Genomic DNA, 22,420 nt, shown 5'->3' on the forward strand with positions numbered 1-22,420 from the left:
CAGTAGCCCGCACCCGGGAGGAGCCGCACATGAAACCCGACAACAGCCCCCTGATAGACGGCCCCGAACGCACCGCCCTCCGCTCCGCCATCGCGAACTTCGCCAAGCGCCGCAGCAGCGAGAAGACGGACCCCGACGCCCTCTGGGCCGAGGCCGGCAAGCTCGGCTATCTCGGCGTGAACCTGCCCGAGGAGTACGGCGGCGGAGGCGGCGGCATCGCCGAGCTGTCCATCGTGCTGGAGGAGCTGGGCGCGGCCGGCTGCCCGCTGCTGATGCTCGTGGTCTCGCCCGCGATCTGCGGCACGGTGATCGCGCGCTTCGGCACGGAGGAGCAGAAGCGCGCCTGGCTGCCGGGGATCGCGGACGGCAGCAAGCGGATGGCGTTCGGCATCACGGAGCCGGACGCCGGATCCAACTCGCACCGCATCACGACCACCGCCCGCCGCGCCCCCGGCGGCGGTTGGCTGCTGACCGGCCGGAAGGTGTTCATCTCGGGCGTGGATATCTCGGACGCGACGCTGATCGTGGGCCGCACGGAGGACGCGCGCACGGGGAAGCTCAAGCCGTGCCTGTTCATCGTGGAGCGCGGGGCGCCCGGCTTCTCGTACCACCACATCCCGATGGAGGTCGCGGCGGCGGAGAAGCAGTTCGAGGTGGTGCTGGACGAGGTGGAGCTGCCGGCGGAGGCGCTGGTGGGGGACGAGGACGCGGGGCTGCTCCAGCTGTTCGCGGGGCTGAACCCGGAGCGGATCATGACGGCGGCGTTCGCGCTGGGGATGGGTCGGCACGCGTTGGCGAAGGCCGTGGAGTACGCGCGCGTCCGCCAGGTGTGGAAGGAGCCGATCGGCGCGCACCAGGCAGTGGCGCATCCGCTCGCGCAGGCCCATATCGAACTGGAGCTGGCGCGGTTGATGATGGCCAAGGCGGCCCACCTCTACGACGCGGGGGACGACGCGGGCGCGGGGGAGGCGGCGAACATGGCGAAGTACGCGGCGGCGGAGGCGGCGGTGAAGGCGGTCGACCAGGCGGTGCACACGCTGGGCGGCAACGGCCTGACGACGGAGTACGGGCTGGCGAAGCTGATCACGGCCGCGCGGGTGGCGCGGATCGCGCCGGTCAGCCGGGAGATGATCCTCAACTTCGTCTCGCACCAGACGCTGGGGCTGCCCAAGTCGTACTGACGGACCGACCAGGACCTACGGAGGGATCCGCGATGGCGTGGCGCAGTGAGTACCCGGATGTCCCGCTCTTGGACCTGCCCATCCACGAGGCCGTGCTGGCGCGGGCGAGCGCCGAGTTCGGCGACCGGCCCGCGCTGGTGGACGGGGTGGACGGCACGGCGCTGAGCTACGCGGAGCTGGACCGCGCCACGCGGCGGTTCGCGGCGGCGCTGGCGGAGACGGGGGTGCGCAAGGGCGACGTGGTGGCGCTGCACAGCCCGAACTCGGTGCTGTATCCGGTGGTGTTGTACGGCGCGACGCGCGCGGGCGCGGCGGTGACGACGGTGCACCCGCTGGCGACGGCGGACGAGTTCGCGGAGCAGCTGCGGGACGCGAAGGCGGAGTGGATCGTCACCACGTCGGCGCTGCTGGGCGTGGCGCGGCGGGCCGGGGAGCGGGCGGGCGGGGTGCGCGAGGTGTTCGTGTGCGACGCCGTCGACGGTCACCGGTCGGTTCCGGAGATGCTGGAGTGCACGGCGCCGGAGCCGGTGGTGGAGATCGACCCGGGCGAGGACATCGCGGTGCTGCCGTACTCGTCGGGGACGACGGGCACCCCGAAGGGGGTGATGCTGACGCACCGCAATCTGGCCACGAATCTGGCGCAGCTGCGCCCGCTGGTGCCGACGGGGCCGGAGGACCGGATTCTGGCGGTGCTGCCGTTCTTCCATATCTATGGGCTGACGGCGCTGGTGAACGCGCCGCTGCGGGACGGCGCGACGGTGATCGTGCTGCCGCGCTTCGATCTGGAGCGGTTTCTCGCAGCGATCGAGGAGCACCGGGTGACCGGCCTGTATGTGGCGCCGCCGATCGTACTGGCGCTCGCCAAGCATCCGGCGGTCAGCGGGCACGACCTGTCGTCGCTGCGGTATGTGATGAGCGCGGCGGCGCCGTTGGACGCGGGTCTGGCGGAGGCGTGTGCGCGGCGGCTGGGGATTCCGCCGCTGCTTCAGGCGTTCGGGATGACGGAGCTGTCGCCGGGCTGCCATGTGGTGCCGCGCGCTGCGCGGGACGTGCCGCCGGGGACGGTCGGCAGGCTGATGCCGGGCACCGAGATGCGCATCGTGGAGACGGCGGGGGCGTGGTGGGATTTGGGGGTCGGGGAGGACGGCGAGATCCTGATCCGGGGGCCGCAGGTGATGAAGGGGTATCTGGGCCGGGCGGCGGAGTCGGAGGCGATGGTCGACGCGGAGGGCTGGCTGCGCACCGGCGATGTGGGGCATGTGGACGCGGACGGCTGGCTGTTCGTGGTGGACCGCGTCAAGGAGTTGATCAAGTACAAGGGCTATCAGGTGGCCCCCGCCGAGCTGGAGGCCGTGCTGCTGACGCACGAGGGGATCGTGGACGCGGCGGTGGTCGGGGTCCGCGACGCGGACGGCAACGAGATCCCCACGGCGTATGTGGTGGCGCGGCCCGGGGTCGCGCTGTCGGCGGACGAGGTGATCGCGTACGTTGCCGGGCGGGTGGCCCCGTACAAGAAGGTGCGGCGCGTGGAGTTCACGGGCGCCGTGCCGCGCTCGGCCACCGGCAAGATCCTCAGGCGTGAGCTGCGCGCCAGGGAAGGGAGTACGACGGCCTCATGACGGACGCTCTCGTACGGCGCGCGTACGCGCGCGGTGTCACCACGCTGACCCTCGATTCGCCGCGCAACCGCAACGCGCTCTCCGCCCGGCTGGTCGCCGAGCTGGGCGAGGCGCTGGCGGCGGCCGGGCGGGACGCGGGCACGCGGGCGGTGCTGCTGACGCACACCGGCAACACGTTCTGCGCGGGCGCGGATCTGAGCGAGCCGCCCTCGGCGTCGGCGGCGCTGGATCTGGTCGCGCTGCTGCGGTCGATGGTGGAGCTGCCGAAGCCGGTGGTGGCGCGGGTGACCGGGCATGTCAGGGCGGGCGGTCTGGGGCTGCTGGGCGCGTGCGACATCGCGGCGGCGGGCGGGGGCGCGAGCTTCGCGTTCACCGAGGCCCGGCTGGGGCTCGCGGCCGCGATGATCTCCATACCGCTGCTGCCCCGGCTGGACCCGCGCGCGGCGGCCCGCTACTTCCTGACGGGGGAGCGGTTCGACGCGGCGGAGGCGGCGCGGATCGGCCTGGTGACGCTGGGAGACCCGGGAGCGGACGTGGACGAGCTGCTGGCGCCGGTGCTCGACGGGCTGCGGCGCGGGTCACCGCAGGGGCTCGCCGAGTCCAAGCGGCTGGTCACGGCGGAGGTGCTGGGGGTCTTCGAGCGGGAGTCGGAGCGGCTGGCGGAGCGGTCCGCGGCGCTGTTCGCGTCGGCCGAGGCCCGCGAGGGCATGGCGGCGTTTCTGGAGCGGCGGGATCCGGTGTGGGTGTCGGAGCTGACGCGGGAGGACGCGGGCGTGGTGCCCGGCGGCGGGGAGGCGCGGTGAGCGCCCCGCGCGCCGCGCTGCGCGACCCCAAGCAGGACCGCAGCCGCGCGACGCGGCAGCGGCTGCTGGAGGCGGCCGTGGCCTGTCTGGCCGAGCACGGCTGGGCCAGGTCCACGGTGGCGGTGGTGGCCGAGCGGGCGGGGGTGTCGCGGGGCGCGGCCCAGCATCACTTCCCGACCCGCGAGGACCTGTTCACGGCCGCGGTGCAGCATGTCGCCGAGGAGCGCTCGGCCGCCCTGCGCACGCTGTTCTCGCGCGAGGACGGGCGCGAGGGTGAGCGCGAGGGCGGGCGCGAGTCGATCGCGGCCGTGGTCGAGGCCCTGGCGGACCTGTACACGGGCCCGCTGTTCCGGGCCGCGCTCCAGCTGTGGGTGGTGGCCTCGTACGAGGAGCAGCTGGGCGCGCGTGTGGCGGCTCTGGAGGCGCGGATCGGCCGGGAGACGCACAGGATGGCGGTGGAGGCGCTGGGCGTCGACGAGACGGTGCCGGGCGTGCGGGAGTCCGTGCAGGGCTTCCTGGACATGGCCCGCGGCCTCGGCCTCGCCAACCTGCTCACCGACGACCGCGCCCGCCGCGACCGGGTGGTGGCGCAGTGGGCGCGGATCCTCGAGGACGTCCTGCGCGGCGGTCAGCGGGAGGGGGCTGTGTAGCCCTCGATGTCGTGCGGGCTGCGCGGGCCGGGGCCGATGTAGTGGGCGGAGGGGCGGACGAGGCGGCCGGTGCGCTTCTGCTCCAGGATGTGCGCGCTCCACCCGGCGGTGCGGGCGCAGGTGAACATGGAGGTGAACATGTGCGCCGGGACCTCCGCGAAGTCCAGGACGATGGCCGCCCAGAACTCGACGTTGGTGGCCAGCACCCGGTCCGGCCGCCGGTTGTGCAGCTCGTCGAGGGCCGCCCGCTCCAGAGCCTCGGCGACCTCGAAGCGCGGCGCGCCCAGCTCCTTGGCGGTGCGCCGCAGCACGCGGGCGCGCGGGTCCTCGGCACGGTAGACGCGGTGCCCGAAGCCCATGAGCCGCTCGCCGCGGTCGAGGGCCTGCTTGACGTAGGCGGTGGCGTCGCCGGTGCGCTCGATCTCCTCGATCATGTGGAGCACCCGGGAGGGCGCGCCGCCGTGCAGTGGGCCGGACATGGCGCCGACCGCCCCGGAGAGCGCGGCGGCGACGTCGGCGCCGGTGGAGGCGATGACGCGGGCGGTGAACGTGGAGGCGTTCATGCCGTGCTCGGCGGCCGAGGTCCAGTAGGCGTCGACGGCGGCGATGTGCTTGGGGTCGGGCTCGCCGCGCCAGCGCCGCATGAAGCGCTCCACGACGGTCTCCGCCTTGTCGATCTCCCGCTGCGGGACCATGGGGAGGCCCTGGCCGCGGGCGGACTGGGCGACGTACGACAGCGCCATCACGGCGGCGCGGGCGAGGTCCTCGCGGGCCTGCGCCCCGTCGATGTCGAGGAGCGGCTTGAGGCCCCAGACGGGCGCCAGCATGGCCAGCGCGGACTGCACGTCGACGCGGATGTCGCCGGAGTGGACGGGGATGGGGAACGGCTCGGCGGCGGGCAGCCCGGGGTTGAACGCGCCGTCGACCAGCAGGCCCCATACGTTCCCGAAGGAGACATGGCCCACGAGGTCCTCGATGTCGACGCCTCGGTAGCGGAGCGCGCCGCCCGCCTTGTCGGGTTCGGCGATCTCCGTCTCGAACGCGACGACTCCTTCGAGTCCGGGTACGAAGTCGGACATCAGGCGGCTCCTCGTGATGTGGTCGACGGTGGACGAGCGGCGGGTGGGGCGAAATTCGGCGGGGACTCGGCGGGGATTCGGCGGGGATTCGGCGGGGGTTCGACGGGGGCTCGGCGGGGACGGGGGTGGGACTCGGACGGTACGGCGGAACTCGGGCGCCCGGCTACCGGGTGATCCGGGACGTCGTGGGGCGCTCGGCGCCGGGACGGCTCCACGGCCGCGCGCGGCTCGCGGTCCGTACCGGACACCCCGGTGATGCCCCGTGCGGGCGGGTCTCATCCGGCCGTGCCGGGCGCGTACCGCCCGGCGGGCACGTGACCAGCCACAGTCTGGTGTCTGAGGTACCCCCGGGGAAGCGTGAGAAGCGGCACACGCCCCCGCCCGCGCGGAAAGGGTTACGGCGCGGTCGGAAGGGGGAGGGGAATCGCCCGTTCGGGGCAGTACCCGAGGCGCGGTGTTGATGTTGCAAGATATGCGCGTGCCTCACGTTGACCCGCAATTCTCGGCGCGGCCGGCCGCGCGCACCTACGACCCGGCCGCCATGCGCGAGCACTACCGCGCGGAGGGCATCGTCGAGAGCGATCTCGCGGCCGACCCGTACGAGCAGTTCACGCGGTGGTTCGAGCAGGCCGTGGGGAGCGGTCTGTTCGAGCCCAACGCGATGGTGGTCTCGACGGCGGACGCCGCCGGGCGGCCCAGCTCGCGCACGGTGCTGATGAAGAGCTTCGACGCGCGCGGGTTCGTCTTCTACACCAACTACAACTCGCGCAAGGGCCGTGAGCTCACCGAGAACCCGTATGTGTCGCTGCTCTTCCCCTGGCATCCGATCGCCCGCCAGGTCGTGATCACGGGCACGGCGCGGCGGACCGGCCGGGACGAGACGGCGGCGTACTTCAGGACCCGCCCGCACGGGTCGCAGCTGGGGGCGTGGGCGAGCGCGCAGTCCTCGGTGGTCGGCTCGCGGGAGGAGCTGGACCGGGCGTACGGGGAGCTGGCGGACCGCTATCCGCCGGGGGAGCAGGTGCCGGTGCCGCCGGAGTGGGGCGGCTTCCGGGTGGTGCCGGACGCGGTGGAGTTCTGGCAGGGGCGGGAGAACCGGCTGCACGACCGGCTGCGGTATGTGCCGGGCCCGGGCGGGGAGGGCTGGCGGGTCGAGCGGCTGAGCCCGTAGGCGGGCCTTTGAGCAGGAGACAGGAGCAGAGCAGGAGAAGGGGAGAACGCAGACGACCCGTGGGTCTTCCCCCGCGCCGCGAGGCGCAAGGGGAGCCGGTCGGACGTACCGGCGACCCACGGGTCGGGTGACTGCTTGGGATTGGCCGGCTGCGCACATGCTTCGTGCGCCGGTCCGGCGAATGCGCTGAGCGCGACAACGGACCGCTAGCCCGCAGTCACCTCACGCGTCCGGATTTGATACATCTGCCGAACCACCTCCCTTCTCGTGTGCTCCACACCCTAGGAACCGCTTCGCCACGCCACAAGTGAATTTCCGGGACGCAACGATTTCGCGGAATCAGGTGTGGCGCGTGTCACGTTCGAGTTGAATGTCACGGCGTGCACCACCGCACGCGGTCCACCAGGGGGTGTCCGGTGAGCGCTTCGCGACGTTCCGAGCCCGCACAGCCGGCTCGTGCCGTGCCGTCCGCTCCGACGCCGCCGCGGGCCGCCGAGGTCCGGCCGCCGCGCAGCGGCGCCGACCCGGGAGACGACTCGGGGCTGCTCGCCGCGCTGCTGGACGGCATGGACGCCGCCCTGTGCGCCTTCGACGCCCAGGGCACCGTCACCCACTGGAACCGCGAGGCCGAGCGCATCCTGGGCTGGTCGGCGCGGGAGGCGGTGGGCCGCAAGGGGCTCGCGGGGTGGGCGGTGCGGGCGGCGGACGCGCACGAGGTGGAGGCGCGGCTGATGGCGGCGATCGAAGCCCCGGGGCGCCAGGTGAACGAGTTCGCGCTGCTGACCAAGGACGGCGGCCGGGTCCTGGTGCGCACCCAGTCCTCGGCGGTGCCGCGGGCGGACGGGCGGCCGGGCGGGGTGTACTGCGCGTTCAGCGAGGTGCACACGCAGATCGATCTGGAGCGGTCGATAGCGCTCAGCGAGGCGCTGCTGGACGACGCGTCGTGGAACGTGGTCCTGGTCGACGCCGATCTGCGCCCCGCGGTCGTGAACAGGAACGCGGCGCGCGCGCTGCGCACCGGTCGTACGGCGGCGCTGGGGCGCCCGCTCGGGGAGCTGCTGGACCAGGGCCTGGAGGAGCTGGAGTGCGCGCTCCAGCACGTCCTGGCGGAGGGCGCGCCACCGGCGCCCACGGAGCTGTGGGTGAGCCTGCGGGAGTCCGGCGAGGGCGGTCGCGGCTTGGGGGGCGTACGGGGTCTGACGGGCGGGGGCGTCGCCGGAGAGGGCGGCGCCCCCGCCCGGCGCTGCTGGCGCAGCGGCTTTCTGCGGCTGGCCTCGCCGCTGGCGGAGGAGCCGGTGCCGCTCGGCGTGGCGTGGATCTTCCAGGACGTGACCGAGCTCAAGCGGCACGAGCTGGACGGCTCAAGGCTGCGCTTCCGCGGCAACCAGCTCCAGCGGGCGGCGCGGGCGGCGGCCGAGTGCGAGGACCCGTCCGAGGCGGCCACCGTCCATCTGGACTTCGCGCTCGCGGGCTTCGCCGACCACGCCCTGATCGACCTGGTCCTGGGCGGGCCGCGGGCCGACGGACCGGATGACGGGCCGGGCCGGGTCCGGCTGGTGCGGGCGGCGGCGACGCCGGGCAGCGGCGCCCCGGGCCCGTGCCCGGCGATCGTCCAGGGGGGCATTCCGGTGGCCTACGCGGAGAGCCACCCGGCGCTGCTGGCGGCGGAGCGCTGCGGGTCGGTGCGGGTCAGCGCGAACCGCGTGGAGGAGGCGGTCGCCACCGGGTGGGCGACGGCCCGCAAGTGGCCCGACGGCACGGTCCACGGCCTGTGCGCGGTGCTGCGCAGCCGTGGCCGCACCCTGGGCGTGGTCACCTTTCTGCGCGGCTCCGGCCGCCGCCCCTTCGACCGGGCGGACGCCGGATACGCGGAGGACGTCTCGGCCCGCGTCGCCGCCGCGTTGGACCTGGCCCAGCAGCTGGGCTAGGCGAGCCCCTGTCTATGTGCGGCTCCGCCGCGTGGGGCCCCGCCCCTGGATCCCGGGGTCTGGGGCGGAGCCCCAGTTGAGGGAAGGGGCGGGTAGGGGAAAAGATCCGTCGGACACCCCTAGCGCTGGTAGAAGATCCGGTCGCCGTAGTCGGCCATGATCTGCCGGTTCCAGTCGTGGCCCCCGTCCACGTTGCCGGAGCGCAGCATCGGCGGGTCGATGCCGCGCTCGGCGAGCTCGCCCGCCGCCGTGGCCATCACGGCCTGCATCAGCGCGGAGGTGACGACGGTGGAGGCGGGGCCGAAGGGCGCCCCGACGCCGTCGGCGCTCAGCTCGGCGTCGCCGACCGCGATCTTGCTGTCGAGGACCACGTCGCAGTGGTCCTTCAGGAAGCTTCCGGAGCTGTGCCTCGAGGTGGTGGCGGTGGTGTACGCGACGGAGGTCACGCCGATCACCTTGAGGCCGAGGGCGCGCGCGTGCATGGCCATCTCGACGGGCAGCGGGTTGCGCCCGGACAGCGAGATGACGAAGAGCACGTCGCCCGCGCGCACCGGGCTGTTGTCCAGGACGACGCCGGCGAGCCCGTCGACGCGCTCCAGCGCGCTGCCGAGCGTGGCGGGCATCACGTCCACGCCGACCATCCCGGGGACGGGGAGCAGGTTCATCAGGGCCAGGCCGCCCGCGCGGTAGACGACGTCCTGGGCGGGCAGCGAGGAGTGGCCCGCGCCGAAGGCGAAGAGGCGGCCGCCCGCGACGACCGTCTCGGCGATCAGGGCGCCCGCCGCGCCGATGTTCCCGGCCTCCTCGTCGCGTACCCGCCGCAGCAGGCCGATGGCGGCGTCGAAGTACTGCCCGGCCTGCTTGCTCTCGCTCATTCTGGGGTGAACCTTTCCGTCGGATCCTGTGCCGTGTCGGGTGCCGAGTGGCGCGGATCACGTTGGGCCGTCGGTCAGGGAGCTGTCAATACTGGCTCCGCACCGGCTCTGTTCCGGATCAGGACCCGATCGCACCGACGGGTACGGCGGCGTCGGACTAGGCCCCGTTGTCGGCGGGATGCGTCAGAATTGGGGTCAGGGCCACCGCACGACACATTCGAGGGGCACGCATGTCCGGACTGATCGACACTACGGAGATGTATCTCCGCACCATCCTCGAGCTGGAGGAGGAGGGTGTGGTCCCGATGCGCGCCCGGATCGCGGAGCGGCTCGACCAAAGCGGCCCGACGGTCAGCCAGACCGTGGCGCGCATGGAGCGGGACGGCTTGGTGACGGTCGCGGGCGACCGTCATCTGGAGTTCACGGAGGAGGGTCGCCGGCTGGCGACCCGCGTGATGCGCAAGCACCGGCTCGCCGAGTGTCTGCTGGTCGACGTGATCGGGCTGGAGTGGGAGCAGGTGCACGCCGAGGCGTGCCGCTGGGAGCATGTGATGAGCGAGGCGGTGGAGCGGCGGGTGCTGGAGTTGCTGCGCCACCCCACGGAGTCGCCGTACGGGAACCCGATCCCGGGCCTGGAGGAGCTGGGCGAGAAGGCGGAGGCCGACCCGTTCCTCGACGAGAGCATGGTGAGCCTGCGCGAGCTGGAGCCGGGCACGGAGGGCAAGACGGTGGTGGTGCGCCGGATCGGCGAGCCGATCCAGACCGACGCCCAGCTGATGTACACGCTGCGCCGGGCGGGTGTGCAGCCGGGCTCGGTGGTGAGCGTCACGGAGTCGCCGGGCGGTGTGCTGGTGGGCAGCAGCGGTGAGGCCGCCGAGCTGGACGCGGAGATCGCGTCCCATGTGTTCGTCGCCAAGCGCTGAGCACCGCCCGCCTCTGTGACACCGATCCCTGCAACACCGATCCCTGGAGCACCGCTGGTACCGCTTTCGCCTGCGTAACTCCGGCGACGCACTGACCGAATCGACCGGTTCGGCCGATTCGACGGTCGTGACCTGCGACGGTGGCTTTTTCTGAGGTTTTTCTGACATCGGAATCGGTGGAAACCGAGCGCCCGGGCCCATCGCGTGCGACTCTGTCGCGGAGGCATATATGCACGGGCGCGCTCGTGCGCCGAGGTGTGCTGGGGATCCGGGGCGGGGCGTGCGAGGTCTGCTCGTCCGCCTTCCCGGGTTGGGGGGAGGGGGCTCCTTGGACGGCAAGGGCAGCGAGGACGGCGAGGACAGTAGGGACAGCGAGGGCCCCGGCGCCTTGAGCCGCCGGGGCCCTGCCTCCCCATGTCCCCCCTCTGGGCCCCCGGCCCCGCGGTCCGCTGTGACGCGGCCCGCGCGGCCGGAGGCCTTGGCGACCCGGAGCCCCGAGCTCTCAGGGTCGGCCCCCGCGGACTCCCTTCCCCGAGTAGTCCGCCTCCCGCTAGCTGTCTCCCCTCGGTGCGGACGATCAATCCCCTGGCGCGGTCACTCGAACGAGGGGTGTTGTCGGCTCGTGACGGCGTGTTCGAATAAAGGTTCGATATCCTGGGGCCGGTCGAGGGAGGAATGGGGGTGTCGGAGCACATGGTGCGGCGCATCGACGTGACGGGAGCCGGCGGCGTGCGGCTCGCCGCCTGGGAGTTCACCGAGCCGCCCAAGGCGGGCGGCAGCGCGCGGGCGTCGCGCGGGCCGGGCGTTCTTCTGCTCCATGGCCTGATGGGCCGCGCGGCGCACTGGGCGCACACCGCGCGCTGGCTGGCCGCCCGCCATCGGGCCGTCGCCCTCGACCAGCGCGGCCACGGCCGCAGTGAGAAGCCCGCCGACGGCCCGTTCGACCGGGGCACCTATGTGGCCGACGCCGAGGCCGCGGTCGAGCAGCTGGGCCTGGCCCCCGTCACCCTGATCGGCCATTCCATGGGCGCGCTCACCGCCTGGCAGCTGGCCGCCCGCCGCCCCGATCTGGTCCGGGCCCTGGTGATCTGCGACATGCGGGCCTCCGCGCTCGGCGCCGCCTCGCAGGCGGAGTGGGCCGAGTGGTTCGCGTCCTGGCCGCTGCCGTTCGCGACCCTCGCCGATGTGCGCAAGTGGTTCGGCGAGGACGATCCGAGGCTAGAGCGGCCGAGCGCCCCGCGGGGCGACTTCTTCGCCGAGATCATGACCGAGCGTTCGGACGGCTGGCGGCCGGTCTTCTCCCGCCGCCAGATGCTCAAGGCCCGCGCGACCTGGGCCCATGACGCCCATTGGGAGGAGCTGGCGCTCGTGGAGTGCCCGACCCTCGTGGTGCGGGGCCCGGACGGCGAGTTGGGCCGGGCGGAGGCGCAGGAGATGGTGCGCGTCCTGCCGCGGGGTCAGTACGCGGAGGTGACGGAGGCGGGCCATCTGGTCCATTACGACCAGCCGGAGGGCTGGCGCCGGGCCGTGGAGCCCTTCCTTGCCTCGGTGCTGCCCGCGTAAGCCGGAGACATTCCGGGCGGATCGGATCGGATGCGGTCAAAGGGTGTCTAGGCTTGTCGCTGCCACGGAAGGGCGGTGCCATGGATGCTGAGTCCCGGATCAGGGCCGCGATCGAGGAGCATTGGCGGGCGTCGGAACGCGGGGATATCGAAGCCGAACATGCCGTTTACGCTGCGGACGCGATCCTGGACTACCCACAGTCGGGCGAGCGTTTCCGGGGCCGCGAGACGATTGCGGCGCAACGTGGCGGGCACCCGGCCGACCGGCACTTCACCGTGCAGCGGATCACCGGCCATGCTCACGTATGGGTGAGCGAATGCGTCATCACCTACGACGGCGCGCCTTCGTACTCGGTGAGCATCATGGAGTTCGCCGACCATCATGTAGTGCACGAGACGCAGTACTTCGGCGGTCCCTTCGGCGCGCCGGCGTGGCGGGCGGCGCTCGCGGAGCCGATGCCGGGACGGACTGTCGCGGAAGCCTGATTGACGGCCTCGTTCGGCTGACCGGCTTGTCATTTCAGGCTCGCGGGGCGCGGGCTTCCGCGGTGGTCTTCAGATCGCGCAGCCAGGCTTCGAGGCCCGCGCCGAGGGCCGCGGTCGCGGTGGGGACATCCGATTCGACCTGGGCGCCGGTCCAGGTCTCCTCGGTGTGGACGCGGACGCCGCCCTTGACCTTCGTGAAGGTCCACAGGTGGACGCCCTCGTCGATGCGCAGCCCCTCACCGATCGCGGGCCCGCGCCACAGAATGCAGTGGCCGCGCTGGAGTTGTTGGACGGTGGAGGTGATGTCCAGGGTGGTGGCGGGGGTTGACGGGGTGGCGGGTGCCGGGGTGGTCCACCGGAACTGCGAACCCTTCCGCAGGGGGCCGGGGTCGAGGCGCTTCATGGTGAGGACGGGGGGCTGCCAGGCCGGCCAGCGCTCCACGTCCGTCTGGAGCTTGAAGACGGTGCTCAGCGGCGCGTCGATCACGACGTCGGACTGATAGCGGATGCGGGCCGTGGGGTCGACGCCCTGCCCGCGGCACTGCGAGGCACCGCCGTGATGGCCCTGGGCGGCCGGGGCTGCCTGGGCGGGCGGGACGGCGGCCCCGAGGACGCCGGCGACGGCGAGCGAGAGCGTGAGGGCGGCGGCGCGGACGCCGGTCCGGGGCCGGGACTGCCGGGCGGGTGAGGCCGATGGGCCGTTGCTGGACATGGGTGTTCCCTTCAGTTGTCGGGTGGGGGTGGCGGCGGGCGTCGGACCGGGCCTACGGGGTCAGGACGACCTTTCCGGCGACGGTGCCGGATTCGGCCAGCCGCATCGCGTCCGCGGCGCGGGTGAGCGGCAGTTGGGCGGCGATCTGCGCGGTGACGTCACCGCGCTGGAAGGCCGCGAAGACCTGGGTGAGATCGGCGCGCAGCCGGTCCCGGAACCCGTTCTTGGCCAGGGCCCGCCCGGCCCAGACGTTGAAGAAGTAGGCCCGGCGGCGGTTGGGCAGGGCGTTCCACAGCCACACCCGGCCGAGGAGCTTGAAGACGGGCCACTGCTTGGACCCCTGGTCGTCCCGGGTGGAGGCGCTGCCGTAGGAGACGAGCGTGCCGCCGGGGGCGAGGAGGCGCCAGGAGTCGACGATGCCCCGGCCGCCGACGTGGTCGAAGACGGCGTCCACCCCGCCGGGGGCGAGTTCGCGGATCCGCGCGGCGACGTCCCCGGCGCGGTAGTCGACGGGGGCGACCCCCTGCTCCCGCAGGGCGTCGTGGTGGCGGGCGGACGCCGTGCCGATCACCTTCACGCCGGCGGCGTGGGCGAGCTGGACCAGGACGGAGCCGACGCCGCCGTTGGCACCGTGCACCACGACGGTCTGCCCCGCGCGGACGCGCGCCTTGCGGTGGAGCATCTGCCAGGCGGTGATGCCGTTGACGACCAGGGTCTCCGCCTCGGCCGCGCCGATCCCGTCGGGGACCTCCACCACGTCCGCCGCGTCGACGACCACATGGCTGGCCCAGCCGCCGACCTTGACCAGCGCGGCCACCCGGGTGCCGGCCAGCCCCGGCTCGACGCCCTCGCCGGTCGTCAGCACCGTGCCGACCAGGTCGTAGCCGGGGACGAAGGGGAACGCCGGCTGGTCGTAGTACCGGCCGCGGCGCATCTGCTGCTCGGCGAACGAGACTCCGGTCGCCTCCATCAGGATCACGACCTGTCCCGGACCCGGGGTGGGGACGGCTCCGTGCCGGATCTCCAGCCCCTCCGGCTCGACCGTGCCCGGCAGAACGACCTCGACGAGTCCTCCGGCGTTCATGACGACCTCCACTGCGTTTCGCGCTTCGCTGGATGCTCTTGCGTTCGTTAGAAGTTATAACGCGAGGGAGCGCGGGACGTCAACGGGTTCTGTGAGAGGTTCTAACTGGATCTTGGTGCTGTAGTCGGGCGGGCTGCGGGCCGAGGGCTTGTCGCCGGCGAAGGGCCTGGCGATGCGTCGTCAGGAACCCGGCAGGGTGAGGATCTCGGCTCCGTCGTCGGTGATGGCGATCGTGTGCTCGCTGTGTGCCGTCCGGCAGCCTGTCGCGCTGCGGAGCGTCCACCCGTCGGCATCGGTGACGAGCTGGGCGGTGTCCGCCATGATCCACGGCTCCAGTGCCAGCAGCAGTCCGGGGCGCAGTGTGTAGCCGCGGCCGGGCCGTCCGGTGTTCGGGACGTGCGGGTCCTGGTGCATCGTCGATCCGATGCCATGACCTCCGAACTCGGTGTTGATCGGGTACCCCGCCTCGCTGAGGACCGTGCCGATGGTGTGGGAGATGTCGCCGATGCGGGCCCCGGGTCCGGCGGCGGCGATCCCCGCGGCCAGCGCGCGTTCGGTCGCGCTGATCATCGCGACGCTCTCCGGGGGCTTGGTGTCGCCCACGATGAAGCTGATGGCGGCGTCCGCGGCGACTCCGCTCTTGGAGACGGCGAGGTCGAGTGTCAGCAGATCGCCGTCGGCGAGCGTGTAGTCGTACGGCCGTCCGTGGAGCACGGCGTCATTGACGGCCGTGCAGATGTAGTGGCCGAACGGTCCGCGCCCGAAGGAAGGCGCGTAGTCGACGTAGCAGGACAGCGCTCCGGCCTCGGCGATCATGGCCTTGGCCCACTGGTCGATGTCCAGCAGGTTCGTGCCGATCGCGCTGCGGCTCTTCAGTGTCTGGAGGATGTCGGCGACCACGGCGCCTGTGTCTTTTGCTCGGATCAGTCGGCTGGGGCTCAGGATCTCGATCACGCGGCGTCCTTCTCATGCAACCAATAACTATACCGGCCATACTGTACCGGTACTTGAATTGGATTCATGGTCGGGTCGCCGCTCACTCCCGCGGCCGCGTCGCCCGGTCGAGGAGGGGGAGCAGGCGGTCCCAGTGGCGCTTCAGTCCGGAGGCGCTGAAGGCGTCGGTATCGGACATGGTGAAGCCGTGGACGGTGCCGGGGTAGATCTCGCAGGTGTGGCCGAGGCCCGCGGCATCCAGGGCCTGGTTGAGCTCGCTGATGATCGCGGGCGACAGGTCGCCTTCGGCGAGGCCGAGATGGACTTCGGCGGTGAGCTCGGGGATGAGGCGGTGCGGGCTGTCGGGTGCGTCGGTGACCACGAAGCCGGGGTGGAATCCGGCGACGGCGGCCACCTGGTCGGGATGGGCCGCCGCGGTGCGCAGCGCCAGGAGGGTGCCGATGCAGTAGCCGGTCACGGCCACCGGTCCTGGCCTGACCTCGGGCTGGGCCGTGAGGAACCTGAGGTAGGCGTCGGCGTCGCGCAGGACGCGTTCGGTGGTGGTGTGTGCCTTGAGCAGGGGCATCAGCCGGGCGATGACCGCGGGCCTGACCTCTTCTCCGATGTACTCGGGAAGTTCCACCACCGGTGCCGGGCCGTGCCGGTAGTAGAAGTTGGGGGCGAGCACGTAGTAGCCGTGCCCGGCCAGTTCGCGGGCCTTCCGCTCCAGCTCGGGCCGTAGGCCGAAGGCGTCCGTGTACAGCAGCACCCCAGGGTGCCGATCGCCGCCGTCGGGGAAGGCGGCGAAAGCGTCGGCCTGGCCGTCAGGGGTGGGAATCCGGAGTGTCGTGGTGGGAATGGCGGATCTTCCTTCCAGGGGTTCGCCGACCACCGTTAGTCACACTAGCGATGTCGGCGCAAGCGAACGTACATCGCTAGTCGGACTAACGCAATGGGTAGAATTGGCGCCATGACCAGAGCCGAAGCCACGGACATGCCCGACGACGGCGCGCTCAAGACGCCCGACCGACTGCGGCGACGGGCGAGCCGGCTGTTGTCGCAGCTGTCCACGCGGTCGGACCGGCTGGTCAACGAAGGGCTGGCCCAGGCCGACGCCCGCAAGTGGCACTACGCCGTGCTCGCCTCGCTGGAGGATCACGGGCCCGACAGCCAGGCGACGCTGAGCAGACGCACCGGCATCTACCGCAGTGACATGGTCGGCGTGCTGAACGAACTGGCCGAGCGTCACCTCGTCGAGCGCGCGCCGGACCCCGACGACCAGCGCCGCAACATCATCACGATCTCCGCCCAGGGCCGCCGTCAGCTGCGCCGCCTCGACAAGGTCCTGGACGAACTTCACGACGAACTGCTCGCGCCGCTGAGTCCGGCCGAACGCGACCAGTTCGTGCAGTTGCTCACCCGTCTGCTGGACTACCACGCCCGGACGTCCTGACCTCGCGTAGTGGCAAATGTCCGGTGCTATTCTCGTCTGCGCGATGACGAAAACGTTCCTGATCACGGGGGGTGTGATCGCGTGCAGGCCAAATACCGGGCTTCCGTAGTCACGTTGACGGCGTCGTTGCTGCTGGGGGGCTCGATTGCCGTGGCGCCGACGGCGTCCGCGGTGGGCGCGTCGGCGTGCCGGTTCGATTCACCCGATGTGAATTTCAAGGTCCGTACGAGTGGCGCAACATTCCGGACAGGGCCCGGAAAGCGTTATCGAGTGATCGGGACGCTTTACCGGGGGGATTCCTTCCGCTACTTCTGCCGGACGGGCGGCGTCCACGACTTCAAGAAGAGCTGGTCGTACGGAAAGATCACCAAGCGGACCAGCTCGGGAATTCCGGCCGGCACGAAGGGCTGGGTCTACAGCAAGTACCTCGATTAGCGGCGGTCCGGTCCCTCAGGTGCGCCAGAGTGTCCAGCTGTCGCCGCCGCACTCTTCTTGCAGCACTTGTTCCTCGTCCCCGCTCGCGGTGGGCAGGGCGACGCACTTGCCGCTGTTACGGCTGATCAGCTTCCATGCGTGACGGGAAGTGTCGTAGCGGAAGCTCCAGAGCTGATCCGGGAACAGATCCTGCTCGTCGTCACCGCACAGATAGTGCGTGATGATGGCGTCGTTCTCCTTGCTTGCCGCATCGACCGACAGGCACAGATCGCTGTGCTGATTGCGGATCGAGTACGTGGTTCCGGCCGAACCGGAGTGCTCCACGCTGAGTTTCCAGAACTGCTCGGGGCTCGCGCCACAGCCGGTCTGGATGAGGCCTGCCGATGGGGTGGTGTTCTCCGGGGGCACGGACAGGCACAGGTGGCTGCCGGCATTGGTCAGGCGGAACAGGCCCTTCGGCAGCGGCGGTGCGTCCGCGCGGGCGCGCGGCTTCTTGCCGGGCGATGGGGTGGCCGACGGCGCCGACGGTGTCTGCGGCTTCGACGGGGTCGCCGTGGATGCGGGCCGGCTTGTGCCGCCGGACGGACCCGCGAACGGATCGGAGGACCGGGCCGAGGGCCCTGGCGTCGGGCTGTGGGGGCTCGTGACCGTCGGCGTGGCGGACGTGGTGGGTGCCGCGCCTGACGTCGTGGCGTTCTGGCTGTCGGTGACGAACCACATGCCGGCCAGCAGCGCCGCGAGCGCGCCCCACTGGGCGGGGGTGCGCCAGCGCCGGAACCGGTCCCGGCGGTCCCGGCGGTCCCGGCCGTCGCCGGTCCCGCTGGTCGCCGGGGAGCCGACGCCGGCCGGTGGGCGGTCCGCCCCGGACGACGCCTGTTGGGGAGCGCGCGGTCCGGCCTCCGAGTGGAGGTACTTCTCCTGGTCCTCCAGGGCCGCGCTCCGGGCCTGTAACGCGTCGGACTTGGCCTCTTCGGCGATCGTCAGGCTCTCTCTGGCCTGGCGGAGTTCCTCCCCGGCATGCGCAGCCCCTGTCGGGTCCTGCGTCTTCCCACGCTCGAGCCGGTGGATGACTTCGACCAGGCTCCGGATGTGCTCTTCCGCCTCCGCCAGGTCCGTCTCGGCCTGCCGCTGCGCCTGTGCGGCCTCCTCCACGGCCTGCTGTGTCTTCGATACCGGGGGCTTCCGCTGCTGCTTCTGCGCGGCCAGTTCGTAGAGGCGCTTGGCCTCTTCGTGCCGCTGCTGCCGGGTGCGGGCGTCGGGTACCTGGCGGTTGATCACCTCATGCAGGATGTGGGCGGGCACCGCCCGTTCACCGGAGCGGTACTGCCCCCACAACGTCTTTCCGCCGCCTTGCGGATAGCGCTCGGCCAGCTCGCGCAGCGTCAGGCCTTCCGTCAGCCGGCACAGCATTCCCGCCAACGCGTTGATGTGCTCCGACTCGCCCCTCAGCCCTTCGAATGGCCGGCCAGTCCTGCCCATGAACCCCCCTTTGTCCGCGGACAATCCCCCGATGTCCGCCGCCGACCTGCACCGAAGATGAACGATCTTGATGGAAAACAGCCCGGCCCGCAGCGTCGATGTCATCGCACCGGATCCCCGCGAACGGACCGGTGCCCGGCAATCACATCAATGCTGAAGGGACTCTACCCATGCGTATACGCGGACTGACGCACTCCACAGCGCGACAGCTGTCCACCGCCAAGAAGTCTCTGTTCCTGCTCGGCGCGGCCACTCTCGTGATCGGTATTCCCGCATACGCCGAAACCCAGCAGCCCGCACCGGGTGAGCCCGTCGCGATGGGCCGGATCGTCTCGGCCGAGGACAGCGTCTACGCCCTGGCCGAGGACCACTCCGCGGTCTACGAGTGGTCCTCCGACACGGTCAACTGGCAGAAGGTGGGCGGCCCCGCGAAGGACCTCTACGCGAGCGCCGACGCCGTCTACGCCACCGACCCGGCCACCGGCGACCTCAACAAGTACAACGGCGAGCCCGAGCAGTGGTCCCGCATCGGCGGCGCCGGCGCCGACTTCGCCGCCACCAGCGAGCACCTGTACGGCATCGGCCCCGACGGCACCGGCGTGTGGGAGTACACCGGCCAGGGCGACACGTGGACCAAGGTCGGCGGCCCCGCCAAGGACCTCTACACCGGCCCCGCCGCCGCCCTGTACGCGACCGACCCGGCCACCGGCGAACTCAACAAGTACGAGGACGGCCAGTGGGCCGGCACCGGCGGCTCGGGCGCCACCTTCGCCGTCACCGACAACAACGTCTACAAACTGGACCCCGACCGCTCCGGCGTCTTCGAGTACAACGCCGGGGACGGCCAGTGGAACAAGGTCGGCGGCCCCGCCGGCGAGATCTTCAGCAGCAACACCCTGTACGCCACCAACCCCGACACCGGTGACCTCTACAAGTACAACGGCCGGCCCGAGGAGTGGAACCGCGTCGGCGGGCCCGCCGCCGCCTTCACCACCAGCGGCGACCGCCTCTACCGCCTCGCCTCCGACCACCGATCCGTCCAGATGTACAGCGGCACCGGTGCGGACGACCAGTGGACCGACCTCCACGCACCGACCGCCCCCACGGTCCCGGACGACAAGCTCGCCCGGCTCAAGAGCCTGACGCAGGAGGGAGAGGACGCCCGCCGCGCCTGGTACGCGTCCCTCTACGAACACCAGGCGGGCTCGCCCGACCCCTACGAGTTCGACTGGTCCACGAACGGGTGCAACGCGCCCGCCCCCGACTCCATCGGCGGCTTCAACTTCACATTCGCCTGCTACCGGCACGACTTCGGGTACCGCAACTCCAAGGCCCTGCTGGGCAAGGAGTCCTTCCACAACAGCGTGAACGGAGACTCCGACAAGGACCGCATCGACCGCGTCTTCCACGAGGACCTGAACACCATCTGCGAGAGCCGGGACTGGCCCGTCGACCACACCGCCGTCGAGCGCGCGCTGTGCCGCCGGGCGGCCGGCCTCTACTACCAGAGCGTCCTCGCGGCAGGGCTGCTCGAGACCCGGTGATCCGCTGAACCACCCCTCGCCCGGCCGGCGCTCCGTCGGCCGGGCTTCGGCTTTGTGCCGAGCGGGGTGGCGGCTCAGCCCTTGCTGACCGCCGCCAGGATCTCCGGCAGCCGTGCCGCCGTCCGCGGCGCGGCGAGCCGCAGGCCGCCCAGGGCGACCCCGGCGCCGTACGCCGTGCCCAGGGGCAGCAGCAGCCACAGCCGGTCGTGCGCCCCCGACTCGTGCATCCAGATCGTCACCGCCAGCAGCGGCGCGCAGAGCGCGACGCCGGTGAACATCCCGGCGAAGATGGACCGCCACGCGAGACCCACCTGGCCCGGCGCCACGTTCTTGTAGCCGCTGTCCTGCGGGATGGAGTACGGGTACAGAGCCGAGGCCAGGGCTCCGGTCGCCACCAGCGAACCGAACAGGGCCAGGGCGAGGCCGAGCGCCTCGGGGGCCGCCGCCCAGTCGTCCATCAGCGCGGCCGCGCCGAGCACCACCAGCGTGACGTACGGCACCCCGATCAGCGAGAGGGCCAGCGCGCGCCCGCGCAGCTCCAGGTAGGCCTCGCGCGGCGTGGAGATCGTCTGGGCGACCATCCAGAACGCCGAGGAGTCCTGGCCGAACTGGTTGTACATCTGCATGCCGAGCAGCCCCGCGGCCCAGCAGGAGGAGTAGACGCTGCCCGCGCCCTGGACGCTGGTGACGACCGGCAGCAGCAGGCCGATGGCCAGCGAGGTCACCCACGCCGACTTGGTCTTCGGGTCGCGCCACGCGTAGCGCAGCGTGCGCAGCACGACCGTGCCGGTGCGGTCGTCGGGCAGCAGGCGCTGGAGCGCGGGGCGCCCGGCGGCAGAGTCGGGGCGCTTCCGGCCCGGCTCGGCGGCCTGGATGGTCGAGGAGTCGGGCGCGGTCATCAGGTGGGTCAGGCCGCGCTGCCACCACCACAGCAGCAGCACCAGCAGGCCCGCGGACAGGGCGAGCTGGGCGGCCGCCGTCCCGTACGCGCCGTCGCCGACGCCCTGGACGGCGTCGATCGCGGCCGCAGGCGGCACCCAGCGCAGCACGTCCGCGAGCGGTTCCAGGGAGGCGAGCCCGTCCTGGCCGGACAGCTTCCCCACCCCTATGTTGACCAGCTGTGCGCCCACCGCCACGAACAGGCCGCTGAGCAGCGCCAGATCGCGGCCTCGGCGGCTGGTGAGCAGCCGGTTGTTGGCGGTCGCGACGGCGCGCGACAGGGCCACGCACAGCAGCATCGCCAGCACCACGGCGAGCACCCCCGCCGCCGCGGCCGCCGCGCCGTGCGCCACGGCGATCACCGAGCCGACCATGAGGGTCAGGGTGAACAGCGGGCCGACGCCGACCAGCGAGGACACCAGGAGGGCGACCACCAGCGGGCGGGGCCGCAGCGGCAGCATCACCAGCCGGGTGGGGTCCAGCGTTTCGTCGCCGCCGGGGAAGAACAGCGGCATCACGGCCCAGCCGAGGGCGAAGACCGTGGCGAGGAGGGTGACCAGCGCGGCGGCGTGGTCGTTGCCGCGCAGCAGGATCAGGCCGAGCAGATGGAACGCCGCGAAGAGGAGGACGAGGACGACGGAGGCGATGTACGCGGCGCGGCGCCCCGCGGACTGCCGCAGTCCGTTGCGCAGCAGGGACAGCTTGAGCTGGACGAAGAGGGCGGTCAGCGGGCCGGTGGCGGTCATCGGGCGCCGCCGCCCAGCCAGTCGAGGTCGTGCCCGGTCGCCCGGTCGCTGGCGCCGACCAGCTCCAGGAAGGCGTCCTGGAGCGACGGCGCCGCGCCCCGCACCTCGTCCAGCGGGCCGTGGGCCCGGATCCGTCCGGCGGCCAGCACCGCGACCCAGTCGCACAGCGACTCCACCAGCTCCATGACGTGGCTGGAGAAGACGACGGTGGCGCCGGAGCGGGTGTAGCGCTCCAGCACCCCGCGGATGGTCTGGGCGGAGACCGGGTCGACGCCCTCGAAGGGCTCGTCGAGGAAGAGGACCTCCGGGTTGTGGAGGAGCGCGGCGGCCAGCCCGATCTTCTTGCGCATGCCCGTCGAGTAGTCGACGACCAGCTTGTGCTGCGCCCCCGCGAGGTCGAGCACGTCCAGCAGCTGGGTGGCGCGCTTGTGGACCTCGTCGGCGGGCAGTCCGCGCAGCCGCCCGGTGTAGTCGAGGAGTTCGCGGCCGGACAGCCGCTCGAACAGCCGCAGCCCCTCGGGCAGCACCCCGATCCGGGCCTTCACGGCGACCGGGTCGCGCCATACGTCGTGCCCGCCGATCTCGACCGTGCCGGAGTCGGGCCGCAGCAGCCCGGTCACCATCGAGAGGGTGGTCGTCTTGCCCGCGCCGTTGGGCCCGACCAGTCCGATGAACCGCCCGGCGGGCAGCTCCAGATCGATCCCGGCGACCGCGACCTGCTCCCCGTAGCGCTTCCACAGCCCCCGTACGAGCACGGCCGGTATGGCCGCCTTCCCGTGCTCCTCCGGCTCCTTCGTCACGCGGTCCCCCTCTATCAA

General features: G+C 72.1%; 21 protein-coding genes. 12 read left to right on the forward strand and 9 right to left on the reverse strand.

The window, feature by feature from the left end; genetic code table 11:
* Positions 1-29: 29 nt before the first annotated feature.
* The 4 genes from ABTY62_RS17635 to ABTY62_RS17650 are packed head-to-tail and all read left to right on the forward strand — an operon-like array spanning position 30 to position 4,253.
* Positions 30-1,181, forward strand: a complete 1,152-nt coding sequence (locus ABTY62_RS17635; RefSeq protein ID WP_352130325.1) for an acyl-CoA dehydrogenase family protein — start codon at positions 30-32, stop codon at positions 1,179-1,181.
* Positions 1,182-1,213: 32 nt separating this feature from the next.
* Complete coding sequence (locus tag ABTY62_RS17640; protein ID WP_352130326.1) at positions 1,214-2,800, forward strand: 4-coumarate--CoA ligase family protein; 1,587 nt, start codon at positions 1,214-1,216, stop codon at positions 2,798-2,800.
* Complete coding sequence (locus ABTY62_RS17645) at positions 2,797-3,603, forward strand: enoyl-CoA hydratase family protein (RefSeq protein WP_352130327.1); 807 nt, start codon at positions 2,797-2,799, stop codon at positions 3,601-3,603. Before ABTY62_RS17640 ends, ABTY62_RS17645 begins: the two co-directional genes overlap by 4 nt.
* A complete protein-coding gene (locus tag ABTY62_RS17650) occupies positions 3,600-4,253 on the forward strand; it encodes a TetR/AcrR family transcriptional regulator (protein WP_352130328.1) in 654 nt (217 codons plus the stop codon). Before ABTY62_RS17645 ends, ABTY62_RS17650 begins: the two co-directional genes overlap by 4 nt.
* On the opposite strand, the gene ABTY62_RS17655 is transcribed toward ABTY62_RS17650, so the two are convergent.
* On the reverse strand, positions 4,232-5,332 hold the full coding sequence (locus tag ABTY62_RS17655; protein ID WP_352130329.1) for a citrate synthase 2: 1,101 nt from the start codon (positions 5,330-5,332) through the stop codon (positions 4,232-4,234). The genes ABTY62_RS17650 and ABTY62_RS17655 overlap by 22 nt on opposite strands.
* A gap of 472 nt (positions 5,333-5,804) precedes the next feature.
* Between ABTY62_RS17655 and pdxH the strand changes: the two genes are divergently transcribed.
* Complete coding sequence (pdxH, locus tag ABTY62_RS17660; protein WP_352130330.1) at positions 5,805-6,503, forward strand: pyridoxamine 5'-phosphate oxidase; 699 nt, start codon at positions 5,805-5,807, stop codon at positions 6,501-6,503.
* A gap of 461 nt (positions 6,504-6,964) precedes the next feature.
* A complete protein-coding gene (locus ABTY62_RS17665) occupies positions 6,965-8,431 on the forward strand; it encodes a PAS domain-containing protein (protein ID WP_352130331.1) in 1,467 nt (488 codons plus the stop codon).
* Between the two features lie 119 nt (positions 8,432-8,550).
* On the opposite strand, the gene ABTY62_RS17670 is transcribed toward ABTY62_RS17665, so the two are convergent.
* On the reverse strand, positions 8,551-9,306 hold the full coding sequence (locus ABTY62_RS17670) for an SIS domain-containing protein (RefSeq protein WP_352130332.1): 756 nt from the start codon (positions 9,304-9,306) through the stop codon (positions 8,551-8,553).
* Between the two features lie 230 nt (positions 9,307-9,536).
* On the opposite strand from ABTY62_RS17670, the gene ABTY62_RS17675 reads away from it, so the two are divergent.
* The 3 genes from ABTY62_RS17675 to ABTY62_RS17685 all read left to right on the forward strand — a co-directional run bounded on the left by ABTY62_RS17675 (position 9,537) and on the right by ABTY62_RS17685 (position 12,277).
* Positions 9,537-10,229: an iron-dependent transcriptional repressor DtxR gene (locus tag ABTY62_RS17675; protein ID WP_311724404.1), complete on the forward strand. Its 693-nt coding sequence runs from the start codon at positions 9,537-9,539 to the stop codon at positions 10,227-10,229.
* Between the two features lie 693 nt (positions 10,230-10,922).
* The gene (locus tag ABTY62_RS17680) at positions 10,923-11,792 is read left to right on the forward strand and encodes an alpha/beta fold hydrolase (RefSeq protein WP_311724637.1); all 870 of its coding nucleotides are present in this window, start codon (positions 10,923-10,925) and stop codon (positions 11,790-11,792) included.
* A gap of 80 nt (positions 11,793-11,872) precedes the next feature.
* A complete protein-coding gene (locus ABTY62_RS17685; protein WP_352130333.1) occupies positions 11,873-12,277 on the forward strand; it encodes a nuclear transport factor 2 family protein in 405 nt (134 codons plus the stop codon).
* A gap of 34 nt (positions 12,278-12,311) precedes the next feature.
* On the opposite strand, the gene ABTY62_RS17690 is transcribed toward ABTY62_RS17685, so the two are convergent.
* The 4 genes from ABTY62_RS17690 to ABTY62_RS17705 form a co-directional block, all read right to left on the reverse strand.
* Positions 12,312-12,989 carry an SRPBCC family protein gene (locus ABTY62_RS17690; RefSeq protein WP_352130334.1) on the reverse strand — a complete coding sequence of 226 codons (678 nt, stop codon included), beginning with the start codon at positions 12,987-12,989 and terminating at the stop codon, positions 12,312-12,314.
* A gap of 52 nt (positions 12,990-13,041) precedes the next feature.
* Complete coding sequence (locus ABTY62_RS17695; protein ID WP_352130335.1) at positions 13,042-14,073, reverse strand: medium chain dehydrogenase/reductase family protein; 1,032 nt, start codon at positions 14,071-14,073, stop codon at positions 13,042-13,044.
* Positions 14,074-14,253: 180 nt separating this feature from the next.
* On the reverse strand, positions 14,254-15,027 hold the full coding sequence (gene map / locus ABTY62_RS17700; RefSeq protein WP_352130336.1) for a type I methionyl aminopeptidase: 774 nt from the start codon (positions 15,025-15,027) through the stop codon (positions 14,254-14,256).
* An 82-nt stretch (positions 15,028-15,109) separates the two neighbouring features.
* Complete coding sequence (locus ABTY62_RS17705; RefSeq protein WP_352130524.1) at positions 15,110-15,865, reverse strand: dienelactone hydrolase family protein; 756 nt, start codon at positions 15,863-15,865, stop codon at positions 15,110-15,112.
* Positions 15,866-15,976: 111 nt separating this feature from the next.
* Between ABTY62_RS17705 and ABTY62_RS17710 the strand changes: the two genes are divergently transcribed.
* Positions 15,977-16,459 carry a MarR family winged helix-turn-helix transcriptional regulator gene (locus tag ABTY62_RS17710; protein ID WP_352130337.1) on the forward strand — a complete coding sequence of 161 codons (483 nt, stop codon included), beginning with the start codon at positions 15,977-15,979 and terminating at the stop codon, positions 16,457-16,459.
* A gap of 207 nt (positions 16,460-16,666) precedes the next feature.
* A complete protein-coding gene (locus tag ABTY62_RS17715; RefSeq protein WP_352130525.1) occupies positions 16,667-16,894 on the forward strand; it encodes an SH3 domain-containing protein in 228 nt (75 codons plus the stop codon).
* Between the two features lie 15 nt (positions 16,895-16,909).
* Here ABTY62_RS17715 and ABTY62_RS17720 read toward each other — a convergent pair whose 3' ends face one another.
* Entirely contained in the window at positions 16,910-18,478 is a 1,569-nt protein-coding gene (locus ABTY62_RS17720; RefSeq protein WP_352130338.1) for an RICIN domain-containing protein, read from the reverse strand.
* Between the two features lie 65 nt (positions 18,479-18,543).
* Between ABTY62_RS17720 and ABTY62_RS17725 the strand changes: the two genes are divergently transcribed.
* Positions 18,544-19,917, forward strand: a complete 1,374-nt coding sequence (locus ABTY62_RS17725) for a phospholipase A2 (protein ID WP_352130339.1) — start codon at positions 18,544-18,546, stop codon at positions 19,915-19,917.
* 74 nt (positions 19,918-19,991) lie between these two features.
* Here ABTY62_RS17725 and ABTY62_RS17730 read toward each other — a convergent pair whose 3' ends face one another.
* Positions 19,992-21,602, reverse strand: a complete 1,611-nt coding sequence (locus ABTY62_RS17730; RefSeq protein WP_352130340.1) for a transporter — start codon at positions 21,600-21,602, stop codon at positions 19,992-19,994.
* A complete protein-coding gene (locus ABTY62_RS17735; protein ID WP_352130341.1) occupies positions 21,599-22,402 on the reverse strand; it encodes an ABC transporter ATP-binding protein in 804 nt (267 codons plus the stop codon). The genes ABTY62_RS17730 and ABTY62_RS17735 overlap by 4 nt, the downstream gene beginning before the upstream one ends.
* Between the last annotated feature and the right edge of the window lie 18 nt (positions 22,403-22,420).

This window comes from Streptomyces sp. NPDC097640 (genome assembly GCF_040302705.1).
GTDB lineage: Bacteria > Actinomycetota > Actinomycetes > Streptomycetales > Streptomycetaceae > Streptomyces.